Source organism: Methylocaldum sp. GT1BB, assembly GCF_051027545.1.
Lineage (GTDB): Bacteria > Pseudomonadota > Gammaproteobacteria > Methylococcales > Methylococcaceae > Methylocaldum.
Genome location: NZ_CP194902.1, coordinates 1156304 through 1172886 on the forward strand (window position 1 = coordinate 1156304; position 16583 = coordinate 1172886).

A 16583-nucleotide genomic window follows, 5' to 3' on the forward strand; every position below is an offset into this window, starting at 1 on the left:
GATCGCCCAGGCTGATCGTGTCGGATATTTTCAAAATGCTCGTCCGAAGACGCGGAACGGAACCGCGCATATCGTCCCTTCGGAATGAGCCGATGTTCTTGCGGGAACTAGACTCAACTTACGCGCCCGGAGAACGGAATTCTGTGAAATATTCCCCTTTTTGGTGCAGTGCGCTCGGAGGTCGAGGGGGCGAGGCGTTCCGGCTTAATGACAGTAGTCGTAGGTTGGCAATCCTTTGCCGACGAAGCCGTGGGCCAGGCCGTGGCGTCGGGAAAGGATTCCCGACCTACGAGGTGGCACGGTCGTAGGTCGGCAATCCCTTGCCGACGAAGGCGCTCGGCCGGGGCTTTGTGTCGGCAAAGGATTGCCGACCTACAAAATCGATGGCATTGGAGACGGGCGGGAGAAGCCGGGGCGGGCGGTTTGCGGTTTGGAGAGCGGCGGGCGGATTCGGCGGCAAGACGGAGGGTGCGCGTGGCGCACCCTCCCGGTCAGTTCAGCACGGTATGCAGCTTCCGGTTCCAAAGTAAAACCAGTACCCCGCCGGGCAAATGAAACTGCACTGCGCTGCCGCATAGAGCAGCCCCCCGCCGCCAGCGCCGCCCGAAACCGGTTCACTGGCGGTATCGGTGATTTGCCAGGCGGAACCGGTCAGGACCATGTTGGTGATAGTGCTGATGAAGCTGAAGGTGTTGTCGGGTTTGAGGACGAAGGCGTAGCCCGGACCGTTCTCGGCCGCGTCGGCCTCGGGATCGCCCAGCAAGTAGCGGATGGTGCCGGTGCAATCGGGGTTGACGGTATAAACGGCGCTGCCTTTGGGTCTATCGCTGGTCGATGTCATTGTGATCAAGGCATGGCCTTCGCCGTCCGCCTCGATGGTGCCCACCTGGGCAAAATGAACCGTCTGCTTATCGGAAAAATCGAGCCCGGACTTCGTTTTGCTCGGCACTTCCATGCGACCGGACGCCTGAAAGCCGTAGCGGCCTTTCAAGCTATCGATGCCGCACGTGCCGTCCGCCGCCTGCGCGGCGGGTGTGATCGCAATCGAAATCACGAACAAACCTAACAACGCCTGATGATGTCTATTCCGCAACATTCGAGTTCTCCCAAATCAGTTGGTATGAAGTGTTTAAAAACCCTTGAGAGTGAATCCCTTCTGCGTGTTGTTATTGGACTGATTCGTGAAAGCTTGCCGACGGCTTGCGTCCGCACGATTCGGCGGCGTGTAACCCGGCGTATCTTCTTTCAACTGAGGCAAAAAGGCTTGTCATCCACGGCTGATTTTTGTGTAGGATTTGGATGACGCGGCCGATGCCGGCGTGCCCCAATAGTCGTAGGTCGGCAATCCGTTGCCGACAAGTGCGCTGGTCGACGGCTTTGTGTCGGGAAAGGATTCCCGACCTACAGGGAGGCACAGTCGTAGGTCGGCAATCCCTTGCCGACGAACCCGCTGATCGACCGGCTTTGCGTCGGGAAGGGCGTCTCCGGCGCTCCCGGAGACGCCGTTTGCGATTGGAAGGGATTCCCGACCTACTCGGCGACACGGGTCCGTAGGTCGGCAATCCTTTGCTGACAAACCCTTTTCGCGACCATTCGCTAATCCAAATCCATTCCCTGGATCGACGGCGGCTCGCTCGCTCCCCAACCTTCGGGATAGGCGCCGCATCTTCGCCATTCATGGAAGCTGGAGTGCGCATATGCCCCTGGATTCCGGGCAATCCCATGCTTGACCGGATTGAAATGGATGTAATCCAAATGTCGGGTTAAATCGTCCTGGTCACGAACGATGTGATCATAGAATCGGTTCTGCCACCAAGAGCCCGGCAAACCGGCGACGGTTTTGAAACGCCAGGTCACTTCTCGTTTTACGGCGGCCACGATCTTTGGCAGATGGGCCGCGTCATCCGGTTTGAACAGCCAATGGAAGTGGTCCGGCAATACGACATGCGCCAAGTGCCTATAGCGATAAACCGCCTTAACCGACCTCATGGAGGCGAGCAAGATCTGCACGGAAGCTTCGTCGGCAAGCCATGGATTCCTGCCATGGGTGACCAAGGTAACGAAGACGGGGTGGCCGGCAAGACAATACCGTCGATAGCGAGGCATCAGCTTAAAAGAATCAGTGGTAGCCGAAATATAGATCATTAAGCTTTTTCCGGCCCTGCGCGTCGGCAAGGGATTGCCGACCTACCGGGAGGCCCGGTCGTAGGTCGGCAATCCTTTGCCGACGAAGGCGTGGGCCAGGCCGTGGCGTCGGGAAAGGATTCCCGACCTACAGGGAGGCCCGGTCGTAGATACCGTCTTAGAAATCACGATGCAAGCCCATGATTGGGATCGAACGGTCGGCCGGACTTAAGGACGCCGTAGGCCAGGACGAGGAGCTTGCGCATGGCGGCGCCGACGATGAGTTTGCCGTTCTTGCCTTGGGCTTTAAGGCGTTCGCAGAAGGCCCGGATCAGTGGGTTATGGCGCCAGGCGACGATGGCCGGCATATAAAGGGCCTTGCGGAGCAAGGCATCGCCGGTCTTGGACAGGCGGGTGTGGCCTTTCCACTTCCCGGACTGGTGCTCTTTGGGCGAGAGGCCCGCAAAGGCGGCGACGCTGCGCGCGTTTTCGAAGCGGTGAACGTCGCCCAGGGCGGCCAGCAGCACCGGGATGGTGGCGTCGCCTAAACCGGGGATGGTGTCGAGCAGGTCACGCCGTTGGCGGAGGTCCGGATCGTGGTCGATGTGCTCCCGGATGCGTTGTTGGGTAGCGGCGATCTCGGTGTCGAGGGTGGCGAGCACGGCTTCGATGGAGGCGCGTACGGTGGGGTCGGCCCCGTCCAGGCGGTTTTTTTCCATCTGCCGCATCTCGAGGAGGCTCTCGAGCCGACGCACTAAGGCTTGTAATGGGCGCACGGCCGGCGGAGGCGGCTGCCAGAGCAGCGGCCGTTGGCTGAGACAGAAGCGGGCGATGCGCTTGGCATCGCTTTTATCGGTCTTGGTGCGGCTCAGTTCGGCTTGGCCGAAGGCGTGGATTTGGGCGGGGTTGACCACGCTGACGGCGAGGCCGTGGTCGACCAGGAACAGGGCCAAGCCCTCACCATAGCGGCCGGTGGCCTCCAGGCATACGTGGGGCGTCGGGAAGGCTTGCAGCCAGGCCAGAAACGCCCTAAACCCTTCGGGCGTGTTCTGGAAGACCTTGGTTTTGTACTTGCCGTTGCGTAGCGCGGCGGCGTCGAACTTGGCTTTGGCGATGTCGATCCCGATGGGGCTGAACGTCATAGGGTCTCCTTGGTCTGCGTTGACGATGGGGCAAAGTGCTGACCGATCGAAACCGCTCCTGCCGGGTTCAGCCTTATCCATCCAGGGTGTTGCCCAAGGCAGCCCTACGATACCGTTCGAACTCTATGGCGAGGAAGGGACGCTGGGGGACGATCTACGGCGCGGGCTTCAGGCCCAAGGTCGGCAACGTCTTGCCCAGCGTCTGGGTCCGATGATCAGTCGGAGATTCTGCCTCTTGTGGAATCCAGAATCGAGATATAAGGTCGGCAATCCCTTGCCGACGAACGCGCCGGCCGACCGGTTAACGTCGGCAAAGGATTGCCGACCTACAAAATCGGGGAGTTTGGAGAGCGGGTGGAAGACGGGGTGGGCGGTTTGCGGTTCGGGGAGCGGCGGGCGGATTCGGCGGCAAGATGGAGGGTGCGCGTGGCGCACCCTCCCGGTCAGTTCAGCACGGTACGCAGCTTCCGGTTGCCCAATAAAACCAGTACCCTGCCGGACATGCGAGGCCACATATGGATGCAGCATAGAACGCGGCTCCCCCTGCGCCGGTCGCTATCAGCGTCTTTTTATACCGTTTAGCAAATTCCCAAGCTGCGTTGCCTTTTTGTTGTGGTACTTGATCGTTCATACGCCCCTCCCAATTTGGTAGGCATTCCGGGACATTGCCGTGAAGTCCTCAGAATGCCAGCGTGAGTTGAAAAAACATCGTCCTTTCCGGAATAAACAAAGGCGTTTCCTCCAGGCGCCTCGTTCGAAGACCGAAGGCGTTTTGCCCCAGGAAATCGAATCTTTGATCCAGCAGGTTCTTGACGACGAATCCTGCCGTGCCGTAGCGATAAGGTAAACGATATTTCAGGGAAAAATCGAGCAGTGCGAACTGGTTGTCGTCGTGACCCTTCAAAGACTCGTTCTTGCCTTCGCGGGCTTCCTGATTGACATAGGTGACCGTGACAGTACTCGATAAGCCGGAGGGATGAAAATAGCTTAAGCTGAACGGGGCGATATGATTCTTGTACACCGTCTCGGTGTCGATAGAGAAGATATCGAATTGATATTCCAGGCTAGCTGCGAAATGATCGCTGATCGCCCAATAGCCGTAGGCGCGGTACAGCATTTCTTCCCGTTTCGAGATAAAGCTCGGCGCATCCAAAGAGACGCCCAGCGGCAAAGGGACGATTACGTCGCGCAGCGAGGCCTCCAAGCCGGCCATAAGACCGGGCGAAAACTTGTGATCCAGGCCGACGCCGTAGCGCCGGGCATCCGTAGCCGGGTAGCCGTCGAAGAACTGGTTGAACCCGGCGATCTGGGTCGGCTCTATGGTTACGTCCTCCTCGATGCCGCGATCGAAAGTGCGGAATGCGGCGAGACGCAGGATGGTGTCGGGCGTGAGCTCCCACATCAGCCCCAGTTTCGGATTGACTTGGTCGAAATCGCCGACCCATTGATTGCGGGACGAGTCGTAGCTGACGCCCAGGGTCCAGGTCATGGCGCTCGGAAAGCGGATATGGGAATAGAGATACGCGTTACTGTGCCGGATATCGTAGGCGATCCGCTGCGCAAAAAAGCCGAAGTTGCTAGACAAATTGGCGGAAATATCCCGGCCGCCGCCGCCCAGGATCAGATCGAAAGGGTTGCGCCGGTAGATATACTGGGCTTCGCCCATGAAGCCGCGCTGGCTGGCGGTCGTCGAAATGTCTATCGGGCCTGTGAAAAACGAATCTTGTTGAGCGTTGTTCCGCAAAGTGTCTAGATACATGGCCGAAAAAATCAGGTCCGAGTTCGCAGTAGGCGAATAACGTAGGCCGGTCCGCACGCTGTCGGTGGTCAGCTCGCGCTTGAAGGTGTCGTCGAAAGCCTCCAGGTCGCCGTTGAAAAACAAATCGCCGTGTTCCAGATGGCGGTGGCGGTATTCGGCCTGGATGCTGAGGCCGGGGTTGATCATGCCCTGGGCGAAGACGTTGTAGATGTCCTGGCGGAGATCGTTGTTCTTGCGGAAGCCGTTGGTTTCGTAATGGAACTGGCCGAGGCTGTAGGAGAAGTTGTCCCAAAGCCCGGAATGGACCAGTTCTTCCCCGAAGGTGTCGTTGCTGCCGGCGATGCCGGAGGCCTGGAAGCTGAAGCGATCGCGGGTGAACATGGGATTGAATTCGTTGAACGAAAGCCTTGAAGGTCCCGCCCCGTCCGGGATCAGCAGCCGTGCCTCGGCCAGATGGGGCTGTATTGGCGTGGTGTTGATGGGTTGCAGCAACTGGGATTGCAGCACTTCGCTGGCGCGGGCGATTTCGTGCCGCGGCAGCGAGGAGTAGGTATCGGCCAGGAGCCGGTGCGCCGAATAATTGCCCGGTTCGATGCCGAGCGAGCGCCAGCCTTCCACAACGGCCCGCTGGCCGAAGCCGAGATCGGTATAGATACGACCCAGGGCGGCGCTGCGGGCGGCGAGATCGTCGTCCAGGGCGAGTTTGGAGCGATAGACCGCGCGGTTGTCGTTCAATTCGATCGCGTGTTGCAGATCCTTGAATGCTTCCACCGGCCGGTTTTCGGTCTGCTTCTTGATGGCTTCGTAGAACCAGGGCGTGGGGTCCTTGGGATCGAAGGTCTTGGCGAGATCGAACTGCTTTTCGGCGACCGCGTTGCGCTTCTGCTCATAATAAGCCTTGCCGAGATAGCTGCGGATCAGGGCGTCGCTGGGATCGAGGCTGGCGGCGGTTTCGATGGCCGCCGTGCCCTCCTTCAGCTCGCCCCGCCGGACCAAAGCAAGCCCCGAGCCGAAGCGGGCCAGGGGATCGGCCGAATCCAGCTCGGCTCCCTTGCGGAAGCTCGCCAGCGCCTCGGACGTGTCCCCATCCATGAGTTCGACGAAGCCTAAGACGACATGGGCGCGGGGATTGCGCGGGTTGATCCGGACCGCGTTTTCGGCCGCTCTCCTCGCGTCCGACCAGCGGCCTAAACCTGCCAGCAGCTCGGCACGGCGCGCCTGGACCAGGGCGTCGTTGCTGTCGAGGCGCGCCGCATGATCGATGCTTTCGAGCGCGCCTTCGAGATCGAAATCGGCCTGGCGCGCGTAGGATTGCGCCATCCAGCCCGAAGCCGAAGCGGGATCGGTTTGGACCGCGGCATTCGCCAATCGGAGCGCTTCGGGTTTCTGGTTGCGGGCCAGGGCGATGACCGAGCGCAAGGCATCGATGGGCGCGGGCGTTTTCTCGCCCATATACATGGCCAGCAGCGGTTCCGCTTCGTCCACCCGTCCCACGCTCAGCAGGAGACCGGCGTACAGGGCGGCGAAATCGGCGTCGCGGCTCGCTTCCGGCACCTGATCCAGCGCGTCGAGGGCTCCGGCGATGTTCCCGTCGGCGTAGAGGCGAATGCCTTCGGCGACATTCGGGTCGCGGACCCGAGCCTGCAGGGCGGCGTAATCCACCAGCGGCGGGAAATAAAGCGCCCACTGGACGCCGTCTTCCGGACGGATTTCCAGAGCCAGGCGCGGCGCCTCGTCGCGTGCAGCGACGGCGGTCTGGCCGTCCTTGAGCACGACCCGTCCTTCGGCGTTCGAGGTTTCCACCTCTCCTTCGAATACCGTGACCTGGCCGCCCTGCGGTCCTGCCTTGATGAGGAACTCGGTGCCCTTGATGGCAGCGTTGATGAATGGGGTGCGGATATCGAGGGGCTTGGGCGTTCGGCTACGGGCATACAAGGCGCCGGTAAGCAGCTCGAGCCAGGACGGCTCTTCCGCCTTCACCTTGGAAAACACCACGGTGGTGTCCTGATCGAGCGAAATATAAGTTTGATTCGGCAACAGCAGCGATGCACGGCTGCGAATCATGGTTCGGATTTTGTCGCCGGGACAGAAGACCTGTTCGGCCTCCACCGGCGTCCACGACGGCTTTCCCGAGGACTGGATCTCGACCTGGCCCTGCGCCGACACCAGGCGGGCGGCCCATTGTTCGCATGTGGCGGCGATACCGGGACTGCTTGCAAGAAGTGCGGCGGCGATGGTCAGAAACAATTTGACGGATATGTGCATCGAGCTGCGAAAAGTATTTTTGAGTTATTGTTAATGGACTTACGCATGTGCTCCGGTCCCCCAGGTAAGCTCCAATGTCGTTAATTAAGCCCTACCTCGTAATTCCGGCATGAATCCAGAAGCCAGGGATGACATTGGCCTTGAATCACATCCTTGTGCTCTGGATGCCCCCCATTCCAATCGTAAACGGCGACTTGTCGGCAAGGGATTGCCGACCTACGATCGTGTCACCCTGTAGGTCGGGAATCCTTTCCCGACACAAAGCCGTCGACCAGCGCACTTGTCGGCAAGGGATTGCCGACCTACGATCGTGCCGCTTTGTAGGTCGGGAATCCCTTCCCGACGTAACGAGTCAGCCCGCGGACTTTGTCGGCAAAGGATTGCCGACCTACGACTGTGCCGCTTTGTAGGTCGGGAATCCTTTCCCGACGCCACGGCCTGGCCCACGCCTTCGTCGGCAAGGGATTGCCGACCTACGTCTAAACGCCGGTGCCTGCCTGGTGGATTAAAAACCCATTGCGTCGCTACCGCGTCATTTGGTCAACGGACGGGCCGAATCCGATTTTTCGATGCGGATGCCGAGCGGCCGGCCGCCGGCCGGATGCGCTCCCCCGAGACGCGTCTCGCATGTCTTGAGATAAAACCGGGCCGGTCCGTCATCGGGTAATTGTAGGACAAGCTGATTGAAAGCGGCATAGGCTTCGGGCCACCGCTCTGCCTCGAAATGCCCCAGGGCAATCTGAAACCGGGCATTGAGTTCTTGCCAGCGGGACATTTCCGGTTCCGAGGGAGAAATCAACTGCGCTACGGATACCGGCCTGGTTTTTCCGGCCAGGAGAAATTGTCCCAAGTGTCTGGCCCGGATCTCGGCAATGTCCGCCAGCACCGCTTCCGACACCAGGATTTCGGTGCCGAGTATCTTGTTCAAGGCTTCCAGTCGCGCGGCGATGTTGACCGTATCGCCGACCGCCCGGATTTCGCCGCGGCTGTCGGTGCCGATATAACCGATGCGGAGCTCGCCGCAGTGAATCCCGATCCGCACCGGAAAATCGAGCCCATGAGTTTGTTCGAACCGGCGGACCGCTTGCTGGATTTCCAAGGCGGCCTGCAGCACGTTGCGCCTCGTTTCCGAATCGTCTCCCTCGGTGATCCAAATCGCCAGCATGGCATCCCCGATTACGTCGGAGATCCAACCCCCGTGCCGCGCCACGGGCTGAAAGATGACCCGGTAATAATCGTTCATAAGATCGGCGAGGGCCATCGGCTCCATGGTCTCGGCCAAGGATGAGTAGCGCCCCGCGTCGGTGGCGAGGCAGATGCCGTGGGTCAAACGTCCGTACGACGGCAATGCCTTTATGTCCTCATCGCGGGTGAGCTGGCTGAACACGTCGACCGGAATGAAGCGCTCGATCACCGACTGCATTTTTTCCTCGCGCCGAACCCGCCGCAGATGGCTAATGAGCACACTGCTCATTACGGCTGCCGGTGCCTGCCAAATCAGCGGGATGAACAGGGGTAGCCACAAGCCGTCGGCGCGGAATAGCGCCCATGCGGTCAACAAATACCCGCCGCTCAGCGCCGCGATAAAGACCATAGCCCTTTGAATCGAGAGCAGTTGAGCACATGAACCGAGCGCAAGTCCCCAAAGGAATAACCAAATGAGTTCCTTCAGCGGTGTAAGCGCCGGCAGCACCGATTTGTCTTCGAGCAGGTTGGCCAGCGCCGTCGCCGCCAGCTCCACCGAACTGACCGTGGAGTACGGTGAATTGAACAGACCTTCGGTATATTCGGGTTGAAAATCCTCGAGATACCCGATCAGGACGATCTTGCCCCCGAGCGACTTCAAGAGTTCTTCGGATGACGACTCGGCAAGTTTGTAATAGGGAATGGTCGGAAAGGTGCGAGTGGGTCCGTAGTGATTGAAATAACGCGACCGCCCGTTTTCATGAACACGGAACAGGGCGCGCAGCATCAGGCGCGTTTTTTCCGGTATGAGTCTTTGCTGTAGGGTCTTTTCGAGAATTGGAAGCAGATCGGACCGCGATTGGAGCAGTGCGGTGAGTTCCCTCTGCAAGGTATCGAATTGCTCCCGCTCGGTCGGCTGATTTTTGAGGAAGTCCGCGGCGCCCGGTGCGGCGTCCCCGAAAACGCGTAACAAATCGTCACGGGCCTTAAGCAAGGCATGGGCCAACAACAGCCGGGTGGGCAAGGTCGCCTGACCTTCTTCTCCGAAGAAGGTGAGAAAGCGGTTTATCCCATTGTCCTCCCTCGGCAGCAGAAACGGCGCGGTCGCCAGAGCCGCATCGGCCAATTGGTCCGTGGAATGTACCACCGACTCCAGGTATACGCCCTCGGCAACCTGGCGCGGCTTGACGTAATCGGTCAGTACGACGCGCCCCATCCGGCGCATGGCGTCGGCCATGTCCCGGTCGTCGTCCGGATCGGACGCCGGACTGAAAAAAAACACATTGAACGCGAGCAGTTCGGCATCGGATGCTTGAATGTTCCGAATGACCTGCGCATTGAGCCGACGAGGCCATGACTGCGGATCGTTCGGCGTCTGCAGGCGCAACGCGGACTCGTGATCAATGCCCACGATCACGATATCCTCGGGAGGTTTTTCTGCGCCTCTCAGACGGTAAAGCAGGCCGAGATCGAATTCCTGTTCGAGTTGTGTCAGTGCGGGTACGACGCCGAGCATTAAACCGCTGAGCGCGATCAGAAGCGGCGCTCGGACGCGCCGAAGGCCCTCAAGCACCAGGCGGATACGAATGCTCATAAGGTGTTTCGAGTCCCGTGATTCGCACTTTGACGATGGGAACGGTTATTGGCTGATGTCACTACAACAAATCCTGAAAGGAATCCGTCCTGATCGCAAGAATCCTTCGCCGCAGAATTCGCCGGTTGGGGGGAACTGTCCAGAACAGTCCGCGGTCCCGCCGGCACTAGCCCGCATTTCTCACACCCCTCCAATCGCCAACAGAGGCAGTAGGATGCGGTGAGGAACGAACCGCCCTTCGACTAAGCTCAGGACGGGCATCGTTCGCGATCTCGACGTAGTGTCAGCTACGCCTTCGCCGTCGCTCAGTCCGTGCGGCGCGCCACAGCGGCGTCTCGAGGCCCTCGCTACGAAAAGGTGTGAGCAATGCGGGCTAGTTCCCGGAGCCGGCTACATTATACGGAGTGAAATTGGGAAATACGTCACGGAATTATCGTTTGCTTCGTCCTAGCCTAAGGCATCTACGAAACGTTGGAGGGGCCCGGCCGATGAAGACAAATCCGCATAATGAAAGGGCGTCGGACCTGGAGATTTATACGTTTCGCTTGCGTTTCGAAGGTTCCACCGATATTCCCCTCGAGACCGGCGGGTATTGGTGCGATGCGGAGGGGCGCCTGATCGAGGGTGCCGATGCGGTCAATGGGAAACTGCTGCTGGCGCTGACGGAACCGGAGCTCAAACATGGGCGCTTGCTCATTGCCCCGGTATCTCCCGACACGTTTCGCACCGGCCGGCTCACGGCTGACGATCTGCGGTCGTACGATGCGTTCGAGCCGCGAGCGCTATTCGATCCCGGACTGCGGCATCACACTCTGCCGGAAATTCCGGAATCCGTGTGGCGATTCTGGTTCATATACCGACAGTTTGCGCTCGGACGGCCGAGACGGTCGCAAGCCGCCATTCAGAGCTGGTAGGGGCTGCGTAGCACCCTGTCTCCACGCTCAAAGCACCATGATCAGTTGACTTCCGAAAACGTCGACTTCGTAATGGGTCAGATTAATGATCTGAAAGGCACATGCCTGTGCCTGGGCGGGATCGTCGAAAAAGCCGATCACGACGCCCGCAACGGCATAGCCATATCCGTTAAACATGCGAATGACATTTTTGATTACCGTTTCCATCGGTACCTCCTTGGCAATCTGCGTACGCCATTCATTTCGGCAGATAAATCCGCTCGATGGGCGGAAGAATCGAAACGCTCCGATCGCCTCGCACTCGGCGGCCCCCTGCCTTGCCAAATCCCCTTTCATGCTTTAGCTTAGCCCCATATCCGTAAGGCTGGGGGTGCCCTGCTGCCGTTCTCGGCGTGGTCGATCATTTGCGAACCGGCTCACCGACGACCGTGTCCCGCAGGGCTGAGAAACACCCTTCGAACCTGATCCGGTTAACACCGGCGTAGGAAAGCCTGTCCTGAGCCTGGCGATGGACCCGTCTTGCCTGCGCCCCCTTTTTCCGTTTTTGAACCAGGAGAAAGCGATGAGCGCATTTCCCGAAGAATTCCTGCATGAAGCAGTAACCGCCAAACGAGCTTCCATACGGCCGTTCGCCGCTTCAGAAAAGATTTATGTCCAGGGCAGCCGTCCCGATGTCCGCGTGCCCATGCGCCAGGTCGTTCAATCCGACACTCCGGCCAGTTTCGGCGCCGAAAAGAACCCGCCGATTTATGTCTATGACACCTCCGGGCCTTATACCGATCCGCAAGTAAGTATTAATCTGCGTCTGGGCTTGCCGCCTTTGCGCGAAGCCTGGATCGGGGAGCGCGGCGATACCGAGGAGCTTTCCGGGCCGAGTTCCGAGTATGGACGGAAGCGCCAGGCCGACCCCTCTCTCGCCCATTTCCGCTTCGAGCATATCCGCCGGCCGCGCCGGGCCAAAACCGGGGCTAACGTGACTCAGATGCATTACGCGAGGAAAGGCATCGTCACGCCGGAAATGGAATTCATCGCCATCCGCGAAAATCAGCGCCTGGAAGCGGTCAGCGAGATGTACAAGCTCCAGCATCCGGGCGAATCCTTCGGCGCATCCATTCCCAAGCTCATCACCCCGGAGTTCGTGCGCGACGAAGTCGCCCGCGGACGCGCCATCATCCCGGCCAATATCAATCATCCGGAATCCGAGCCGATGATCATCGGCCGCAATTTCCTGGTGAAGATCAACTGCAACCTGGGCAACTCGGCCGTCACTTCCTCGATCGAGGAAGAAGTGGAAAAAATGCTGTGGGCTATCCGCTGGGGCGGGGACACGGTGATGGATTTGTCCACCGGCAAGAACATCCACGAGACGCGGGAATGGATCATCCGCAATTCGCCGGTGCCGATCGGCACCGTGCCCATTTATCAGGCCCTGGAAAAAGTGGACGGCAAGGCCGAGGAACTGACCTGGGAGATTTTCCGCGATACCCTGATCGAGCAGGCCGAGCAGGGCGTGGATTATTTCACTATCCATGCCGGCGTGCGCTTAGGCTTCATTCCGCTGACCGCGAAACGCGTCACCGGCATCGTGTCGCGCGGCGGCTCGATCCTGGCCAAGTGGTGCCTGGCTCATCACCAGGAGAATTTCCTCTACACCCATTTCGAGGACATCTGCGAGATCATGAAAGCCTACGATGTGAGCTTCAGCCTAGGCGACGGCCTCAGGCCCGGCTCCATCGCCGACGCCAATGACGAGGCCCAGTTCGCCGAACTCAAGACTCTCGGCGAACTGACCGAGATCGCCTGGAAACACGACGTTCAGGTAATGATCGAAGGCCCCGGCCATGTGCCCATGCACATGATCAAGGAAAACGTGGAAAAGCAGTTGGAACTTTGCCGGGAAGCGCCCTTTTACACCCTGGGGCCGCTCACCACCGACATCGCGCCGGGCTACGACCACATCACCTCGGCCATCGGTGCCGCCATGATCGGCTGGTTCGGAACCGCCATGCTCTGCTACGTCACCCCCAAGGAGCATTTGGGGCTGCCCAACAAGCAGGATGTCCGCGACGGCATCATCGCCTACAAGATCGCGGCCCACGCCGCCGACCTTGCCAAGGGCCATCCGGGTGCGCAGGTTCGCGACAACGCCTTGTCCAAGGCACGTTTCGAATTCCGCTGGCAGGATCAGTTCAACCTCAGCCTGGACCCGGAAAAGGCGGGGGAATTCCACGACGAAACGCTGCCGCAGGAAGGCGCCAAGCTCGCCCATTTCTGCTCCATGTGCGGCCCGCATTTCTGCTCGATGAGAATCACCCAGGATGTGCGGGATTACGCGCAAACCCATGGACTCAAGGAGAGTGAGGCCTTGACGGCGGGCATGGAGGAGAAGGCGGAGGAGTTCGTAAAGAGCGGGGCGGAGATTTACCGTAAGGCGTGACCGTTGCCGAATGGAATCTTGCTCATATCGTGGTGACGCTCGCCTGCGGTCGCAATACGCGGTTGCAGGCTGTCCCCTCTCTGATGCCCCATAGCAGTGCCGTGCCGCGCAGAAAAATTTTATCGAGGCGGCGGTTGAGTTGACGGCAGGTGACCTAATGTATCGTGATTTTTGCTATAGTCGCCTGCGTTTCCAACCATAAGAAAAGAGAGGAAATCATGGAATCGAACGTCGTCAAAGGCGCAATCGGGTTTGCCATCGTCATGATCGTCGGTTTTATCATCGTCGGCACGACGCGCGAAACTCAGCAGGAAAAAATGCAAGGCGCCTTCCTGCAAACATCGAACCTGCTCAGCAGTTTGGCTTTGGACAAATGCACCGAGGCGGTAAAGAGTGAAATCGGCACTCATCCCTACAGCCCGTCCGAATCCGACAGCGATCACGTTAAATACGTCACCTTGATCTGGAACAACGTCGGCTCGGCGAAACGCGCCGAATGCCGTTACGTCATGGATCAGGGCATCACCCTTCTGAAGATCGACGACCGCACCATCATCGAGAACGATGTAGCCGCGACCACCGCTCCCAGCGCGCCGCGTCCGGTACACCACCAATAAGCCTCGGAGAACGAAGACCCGCCTGCAGGGATCGAGCGGATCGCGACGGCGATTCCGCCGCGGGCGGTCTCCGGCGGCGCGACGAAAATCTGCCCTAAGAACCGATTCGAGGCTATCTTTCCCCTCTGCGCGAGGTTTTCCAAATCGAGATCAGCACCCATAATCCGCCGATGCCGGCGGCGGTAAACCCCAAAACGCCGAGGGCGGGCAGGCCGAACAGGGTGGGGCCGCCGCTGACGGTCATGACGATGGACGATCCGATGATGAGCGAAGCGGTCACCATGCCTACGGTTAATCGGCTGGCGGCCCGGTCCATGAGCATCCCGAAACGGTCCAACTGGCTGAGGTCCACGTGAACGTTGACGGCTCCGCTCCGGAGGAGCCTCATTAGTCTTCGGATGTCTTGCGGCAGGGCACTCAGGACCGACATCAGGCTGGCCAGATTGCGCCGGCCTTTTCGAAGCAGTGTGTCCGGGTGGTACCGAAGCACGCTGGCTTGCTGCAATAGCGGAGTCGCTTGCGCGACGATGTCGAAATCGGGATCGAGCTGGCGTCCGGTACCCTCGAGTGTGATCAGCGCCTTGAACAGCATGGTCAAATCTGGCGGCAGGGTAAGCTGGTGGTCCCGCATCAGACTCGTCATTTCTGTGAGCATGTCGCCCAGACGGAGCTGTTTGAGCGCGACGCCGTGATATTTATCGATGAACATGCCCACTTCGGCGACCAGTCGCTCGGTGCTGGGCGCGGCTTCGCCCGCCCAATCCAGCAATACGTCCACCACCGTGGCGGCATCCCGGACCACGATGGCATTGAGCATGTCCACCACTTGGTCCCGCCGCGATTCCGACAGCGAGCCGACCATGCCGAAATCGATGAAAGCCAGCCTGTTTTCGGGTAGAAAAATAAAGTTGCCGGGGTGTGGGTCGGCATGGAAAAAGCCGTCGATCAATACCATCTTGAGCACGGCGTCCGCGCCGCGTTGAGCCAGAATCTTGCGATCGAGTCCCGTGGCGTCGAGCGCCTTGAGATCCCGTCCGGCTATCCCTTCGATATATTGCTGAACATTGATCCGCTCGCCGCAGTATTCCCAGTAGACTTTGGGGATCACGATCGTGGGGTCGCCCGCGAAATTATCGGCGGCCCGCTCGGTGTTCCGCCCCTCGGTCAGCAGATCGAGCTCGTTGCGCAGGGAGATCTTGAATTGCCGCAGTACTTCTTGCGGATGGAATCGACTGACGTCGGGGAATTCGTGCTCGACGATTCCAACCAGACGCTCGAGCAGGCGTAAATCCGCTTCGATGGTCGGGCGGATACCGGGGCGGCGAATCTTGACGATCACCTGTTGACCGTCGGGAAGACGGGCTCGATGGACCTGTGCGATGGAGGCGGCGGCCAAAGGCGTTTCGTCGAACTCGACAAACACTTCGCTGACCGACCCGCTCAAATCTTCCTCGATCTGCGATCGCAGTTTCTCGAAAGGAAGCGGCGGCACCCGGTCATGCAGTTTTTCGAATTCCGTGATCCAGTCCGGTGGAAACAAGTCCACGCGAGTGGCAAGGATTTGGCCGAACTTGATGAAGGTCGGCCCCATCTCTTCCATGGCCTTGCGCACGCGTTGCGGCGGATCGAGGCGAAGCAGCTCCTCGAAGCGGGTCCAGTTGAGCGCCCGCCCGGCCTTTTCCAGCAGCCGCTCGAGTCCCAGGCGCTTGACCATGTCGCCGAAACCATAGCGGATCAGGATGGACGCGATGTCGTGCAATCGCCCGAGATCACGCATTGCACTCAGAGTTTCAAGTATCATCGTCGAATGATTCGCTATTGGAGGAAACGCTCAAAATCCGTGCCGATCGCCGCGACGGAATTCGACGAGCGCGGTTGTGTGGCGGGCTGCCTGAACGCCGCTATCCTAACCCGCATTCCTCACACCCTCCAATCGCAAACGGTTGCTTTAGCCGCAACCGTTCCAATCGCAAACGGTCATCCGGGGAGCACCCGGACGACCCTTCCAATCGCTAACGGCATCTCTGGGAGCGACAGAGATGCCCATCCTGCTGCGGACGCCGATTCGCTCGCCGAACCCTTAGATCGGTTGCCAAGGGGGATATTTCTTACCTTATGTTACACGATTGGCTTATCGCGCCAGCCAGCCGAGCGTCTGCTGGACATTGTACCTATCTAGGTCGGTTTCCCGGCTGCGCGTCGGGGCGCATTCAGCTTTCGTCGGCAGCGGCGTCGACGCTTGGCTGAGGGTCATTATGGCGTGTCATTCAGCGCCGTGGACTTCGCTTGCGCTCGTTATCTTCGGGCAGGACGATATTGAGTTCCAAAATCTCGCGGTTTTCATCCTGTTCCATGGAAACCGTGATGGCGTTTTGGTCTATGTTCACGTATTTGCGGATCACTTCCAGCAAATCCTTTTGCATGGCGGCGAGATATTCGGGTTGAGAGCGCTGCGAGCGTTCGTGCGCCACCAGGATCTGAAGACGCTCTTTGGCGATAGCCGCACTCGACGGCCGAGAACTTCGAAAATAATCCAAGAGTCCCAT

At 59.5% G+C, this 16583-nt stretch carries 11 protein-coding genes and 1 riboswitch; of the genes, 3 read left to right on the plus strand and 8 right to left on the minus strand.

The window, feature by feature from the left end:
• Window positions 1-496: 496 nt before the first annotated feature.
• The 5 genes from ACR2TX_RS06430 to ACR2TX_RS06450 all read right to left on the minus strand — a co-directional run bounded on the left by ACR2TX_RS06430 (window position 497) and on the right by ACR2TX_RS06450 (window position 10069).
• Window positions 497-1096 (minus strand): hypothetical protein, encoded by a 600-nt coding sequence (locus ACR2TX_RS06430; protein ID WP_434131581.1) that lies wholly within the window; start codon window positions 1094-1096, stop codon window positions 497-499.
• A 500-nt stretch (window positions 1097-1596) separates the two neighbouring features.
• A complete protein-coding gene (locus ACR2TX_RS06435; RefSeq protein ID WP_434131584.1) occupies window positions 1597-2145 on the minus strand; it encodes an REP-associated tyrosine transposase in 549 nt (182 codons plus the stop codon).
• A 164-nt stretch (window positions 2146-2309) separates the two neighbouring features.
• On the minus strand, window positions 2310-3266 hold the full coding sequence (locus tag ACR2TX_RS06440; protein WP_434131586.1) for an IS110 family transposase: 957 nt from the start codon (window positions 3264-3266) through the stop codon (window positions 2310-2312).
• Window positions 3267-3945: 679 nt separating this feature from the next.
• Window positions 3946-7290, minus strand: a complete 3345-nt coding sequence (locus ACR2TX_RS06445; RefSeq protein WP_434131587.1) for a TonB-dependent receptor domain-containing protein — start codon at window positions 7288-7290, stop codon at window positions 3946-3948.
• A 532-nt stretch (window positions 7291-7822) separates the two neighbouring features.
• A complete protein-coding gene (locus ACR2TX_RS06450; RefSeq protein ID WP_434131589.1) occupies window positions 7823-10069 on the minus strand; it encodes a CHASE2 domain-containing protein in 2247 nt (748 codons plus the stop codon).
• 488 nt (window positions 10070-10557) lie between these two features.
• Between ACR2TX_RS06450 and ACR2TX_RS06455 the strand changes: the two genes are divergently transcribed.
• Entirely contained in the window at window positions 10558-10983 is a 426-nt protein-coding gene (locus ACR2TX_RS06455; RefSeq protein ID WP_077730961.1) for a hypothetical protein, read from the plus strand.
• A gap of 27 nt (window positions 10984-11010) precedes the next feature.
• Here the strand turns inward: ACR2TX_RS06455 and ACR2TX_RS06460 are convergent, their stop codons facing one another.
• Window positions 11011-11190, minus strand: coding sequence for a hypothetical protein (locus ACR2TX_RS06460; RefSeq protein ID WP_133716295.1), 180 nt, complete (start codon window positions 11188-11190; stop codon window positions 11011-11013).
• Between the two features lie 149 nt (window positions 11191-11339).
• Window positions 11340-11488: riboswitch (TPP riboswitch) on the plus strand.
• A 57-nt stretch (window positions 11489-11545) separates the two neighbouring features.
• On the opposite strand from ACR2TX_RS06460, the gene thiC reads away from it, so the two are divergent.
• A complete protein-coding gene (thiC, locus tag ACR2TX_RS06465) occupies window positions 11546-13420 on the plus strand; it encodes a phosphomethylpyrimidine synthase ThiC (protein ID WP_434131591.1) in 1875 nt (624 codons plus the stop codon).
• Between the two features lie 218 nt (window positions 13421-13638).
• Complete coding sequence (locus ACR2TX_RS06470; protein ID WP_077730958.1) at window positions 13639-14037, plus strand: hypothetical protein; 399 nt, start codon at window positions 13639-13641, stop codon at window positions 14035-14037.
• Between the two features lie 112 nt (window positions 14038-14149).
• On the opposite strand, the gene ACR2TX_RS06475 is transcribed toward ACR2TX_RS06470, so the two are convergent.
• Complete coding sequence (locus tag ACR2TX_RS06475) at window positions 14150-15838, minus strand: ABC1 kinase family protein (RefSeq protein ID WP_077730957.1); 1689 nt, start codon at window positions 15836-15838, stop codon at window positions 14150-14152.
• A gap of 466 nt (window positions 15839-16304) precedes the next feature.
• The gene (gene minE / locus ACR2TX_RS06480) at window positions 16305-16583 is read right to left on the minus strand and encodes a cell division topological specificity factor MinE (protein WP_077730956.1); all 279 of its coding nucleotides are present in this window, start codon (window positions 16581-16583) and stop codon (window positions 16305-16307) included.

Bases quoted from the DNA above. Each gene is read 5' to 3' on its own strand.
- ACR2TX_RS06435 (WP_434131584.1), bottom strand. From the start codon at position 2,145: ATGATCTATATTTCGGCTACCACTGATTCTTTTAAGCTGATGCCTCGC.
- ACR2TX_RS06470 (WP_077730958.1), top strand. From the start codon at position 13,639: ATGGAATCGAACGTCGTCAAAGGCGCAATCGGGTTTGCCATCGTCATG.
- ACR2TX_RS06460 (WP_133716295.1), bottom strand. From the start codon at position 11,190: ATGGAAACGGTAATCAAAAATGTCATTCGCATGTTTAACGGATATGGC.
- ACR2TX_RS06440 (WP_434131586.1), bottom strand. From the start codon at position 3,266: ATGACGTTCAGCCCCATCGGGATCGACATCGCCAAAGCCAAGTTCGAC.
- ACR2TX_RS06475 (WP_077730957.1), bottom strand. From the start codon at position 15,838: ATGATACTTGAAACTCTGAGTGCAATGCGTGATCTCGGGCGATTGCAC.
- ACR2TX_RS06445 (WP_434131587.1), bottom strand. From the start codon at position 7,290: ATGCACATATCCGTCAAATTGTTTCTGACCATCGCCGCCGCACTTCTT.
- minE (WP_077730956.1), bottom strand. From the start codon at position 16,583: ATGGGACTCTTGGATTATTTTCGAAGTTCTCGGCCGTCGAGTGCGGCT.
- ACR2TX_RS06455 (WP_077730961.1), top strand. From the start codon at position 10,558: ATGAAGACAAATCCGCATAATGAAAGGGCGTCGGACCTGGAGATTTAT.
- ACR2TX_RS06430 (WP_434131581.1), bottom strand. From the start codon at position 1,096: ATGTTGCGGAATAGACATCATCAGGCGTTGTTAGGTTTGTTCGTGATT.
- ACR2TX_RS06450 (WP_434131589.1), bottom strand. From the start codon at position 10,069: ATGAGCATTCGTATCCGCCTGGTGCTTGAGGGCCTTCGGCGCGTCCGA.
- thiC (WP_434131591.1), top strand. From the start codon at position 11,546: ATGAGCGCATTTCCCGAAGAATTCCTGCATGAAGCAGTAACCGCCAAA.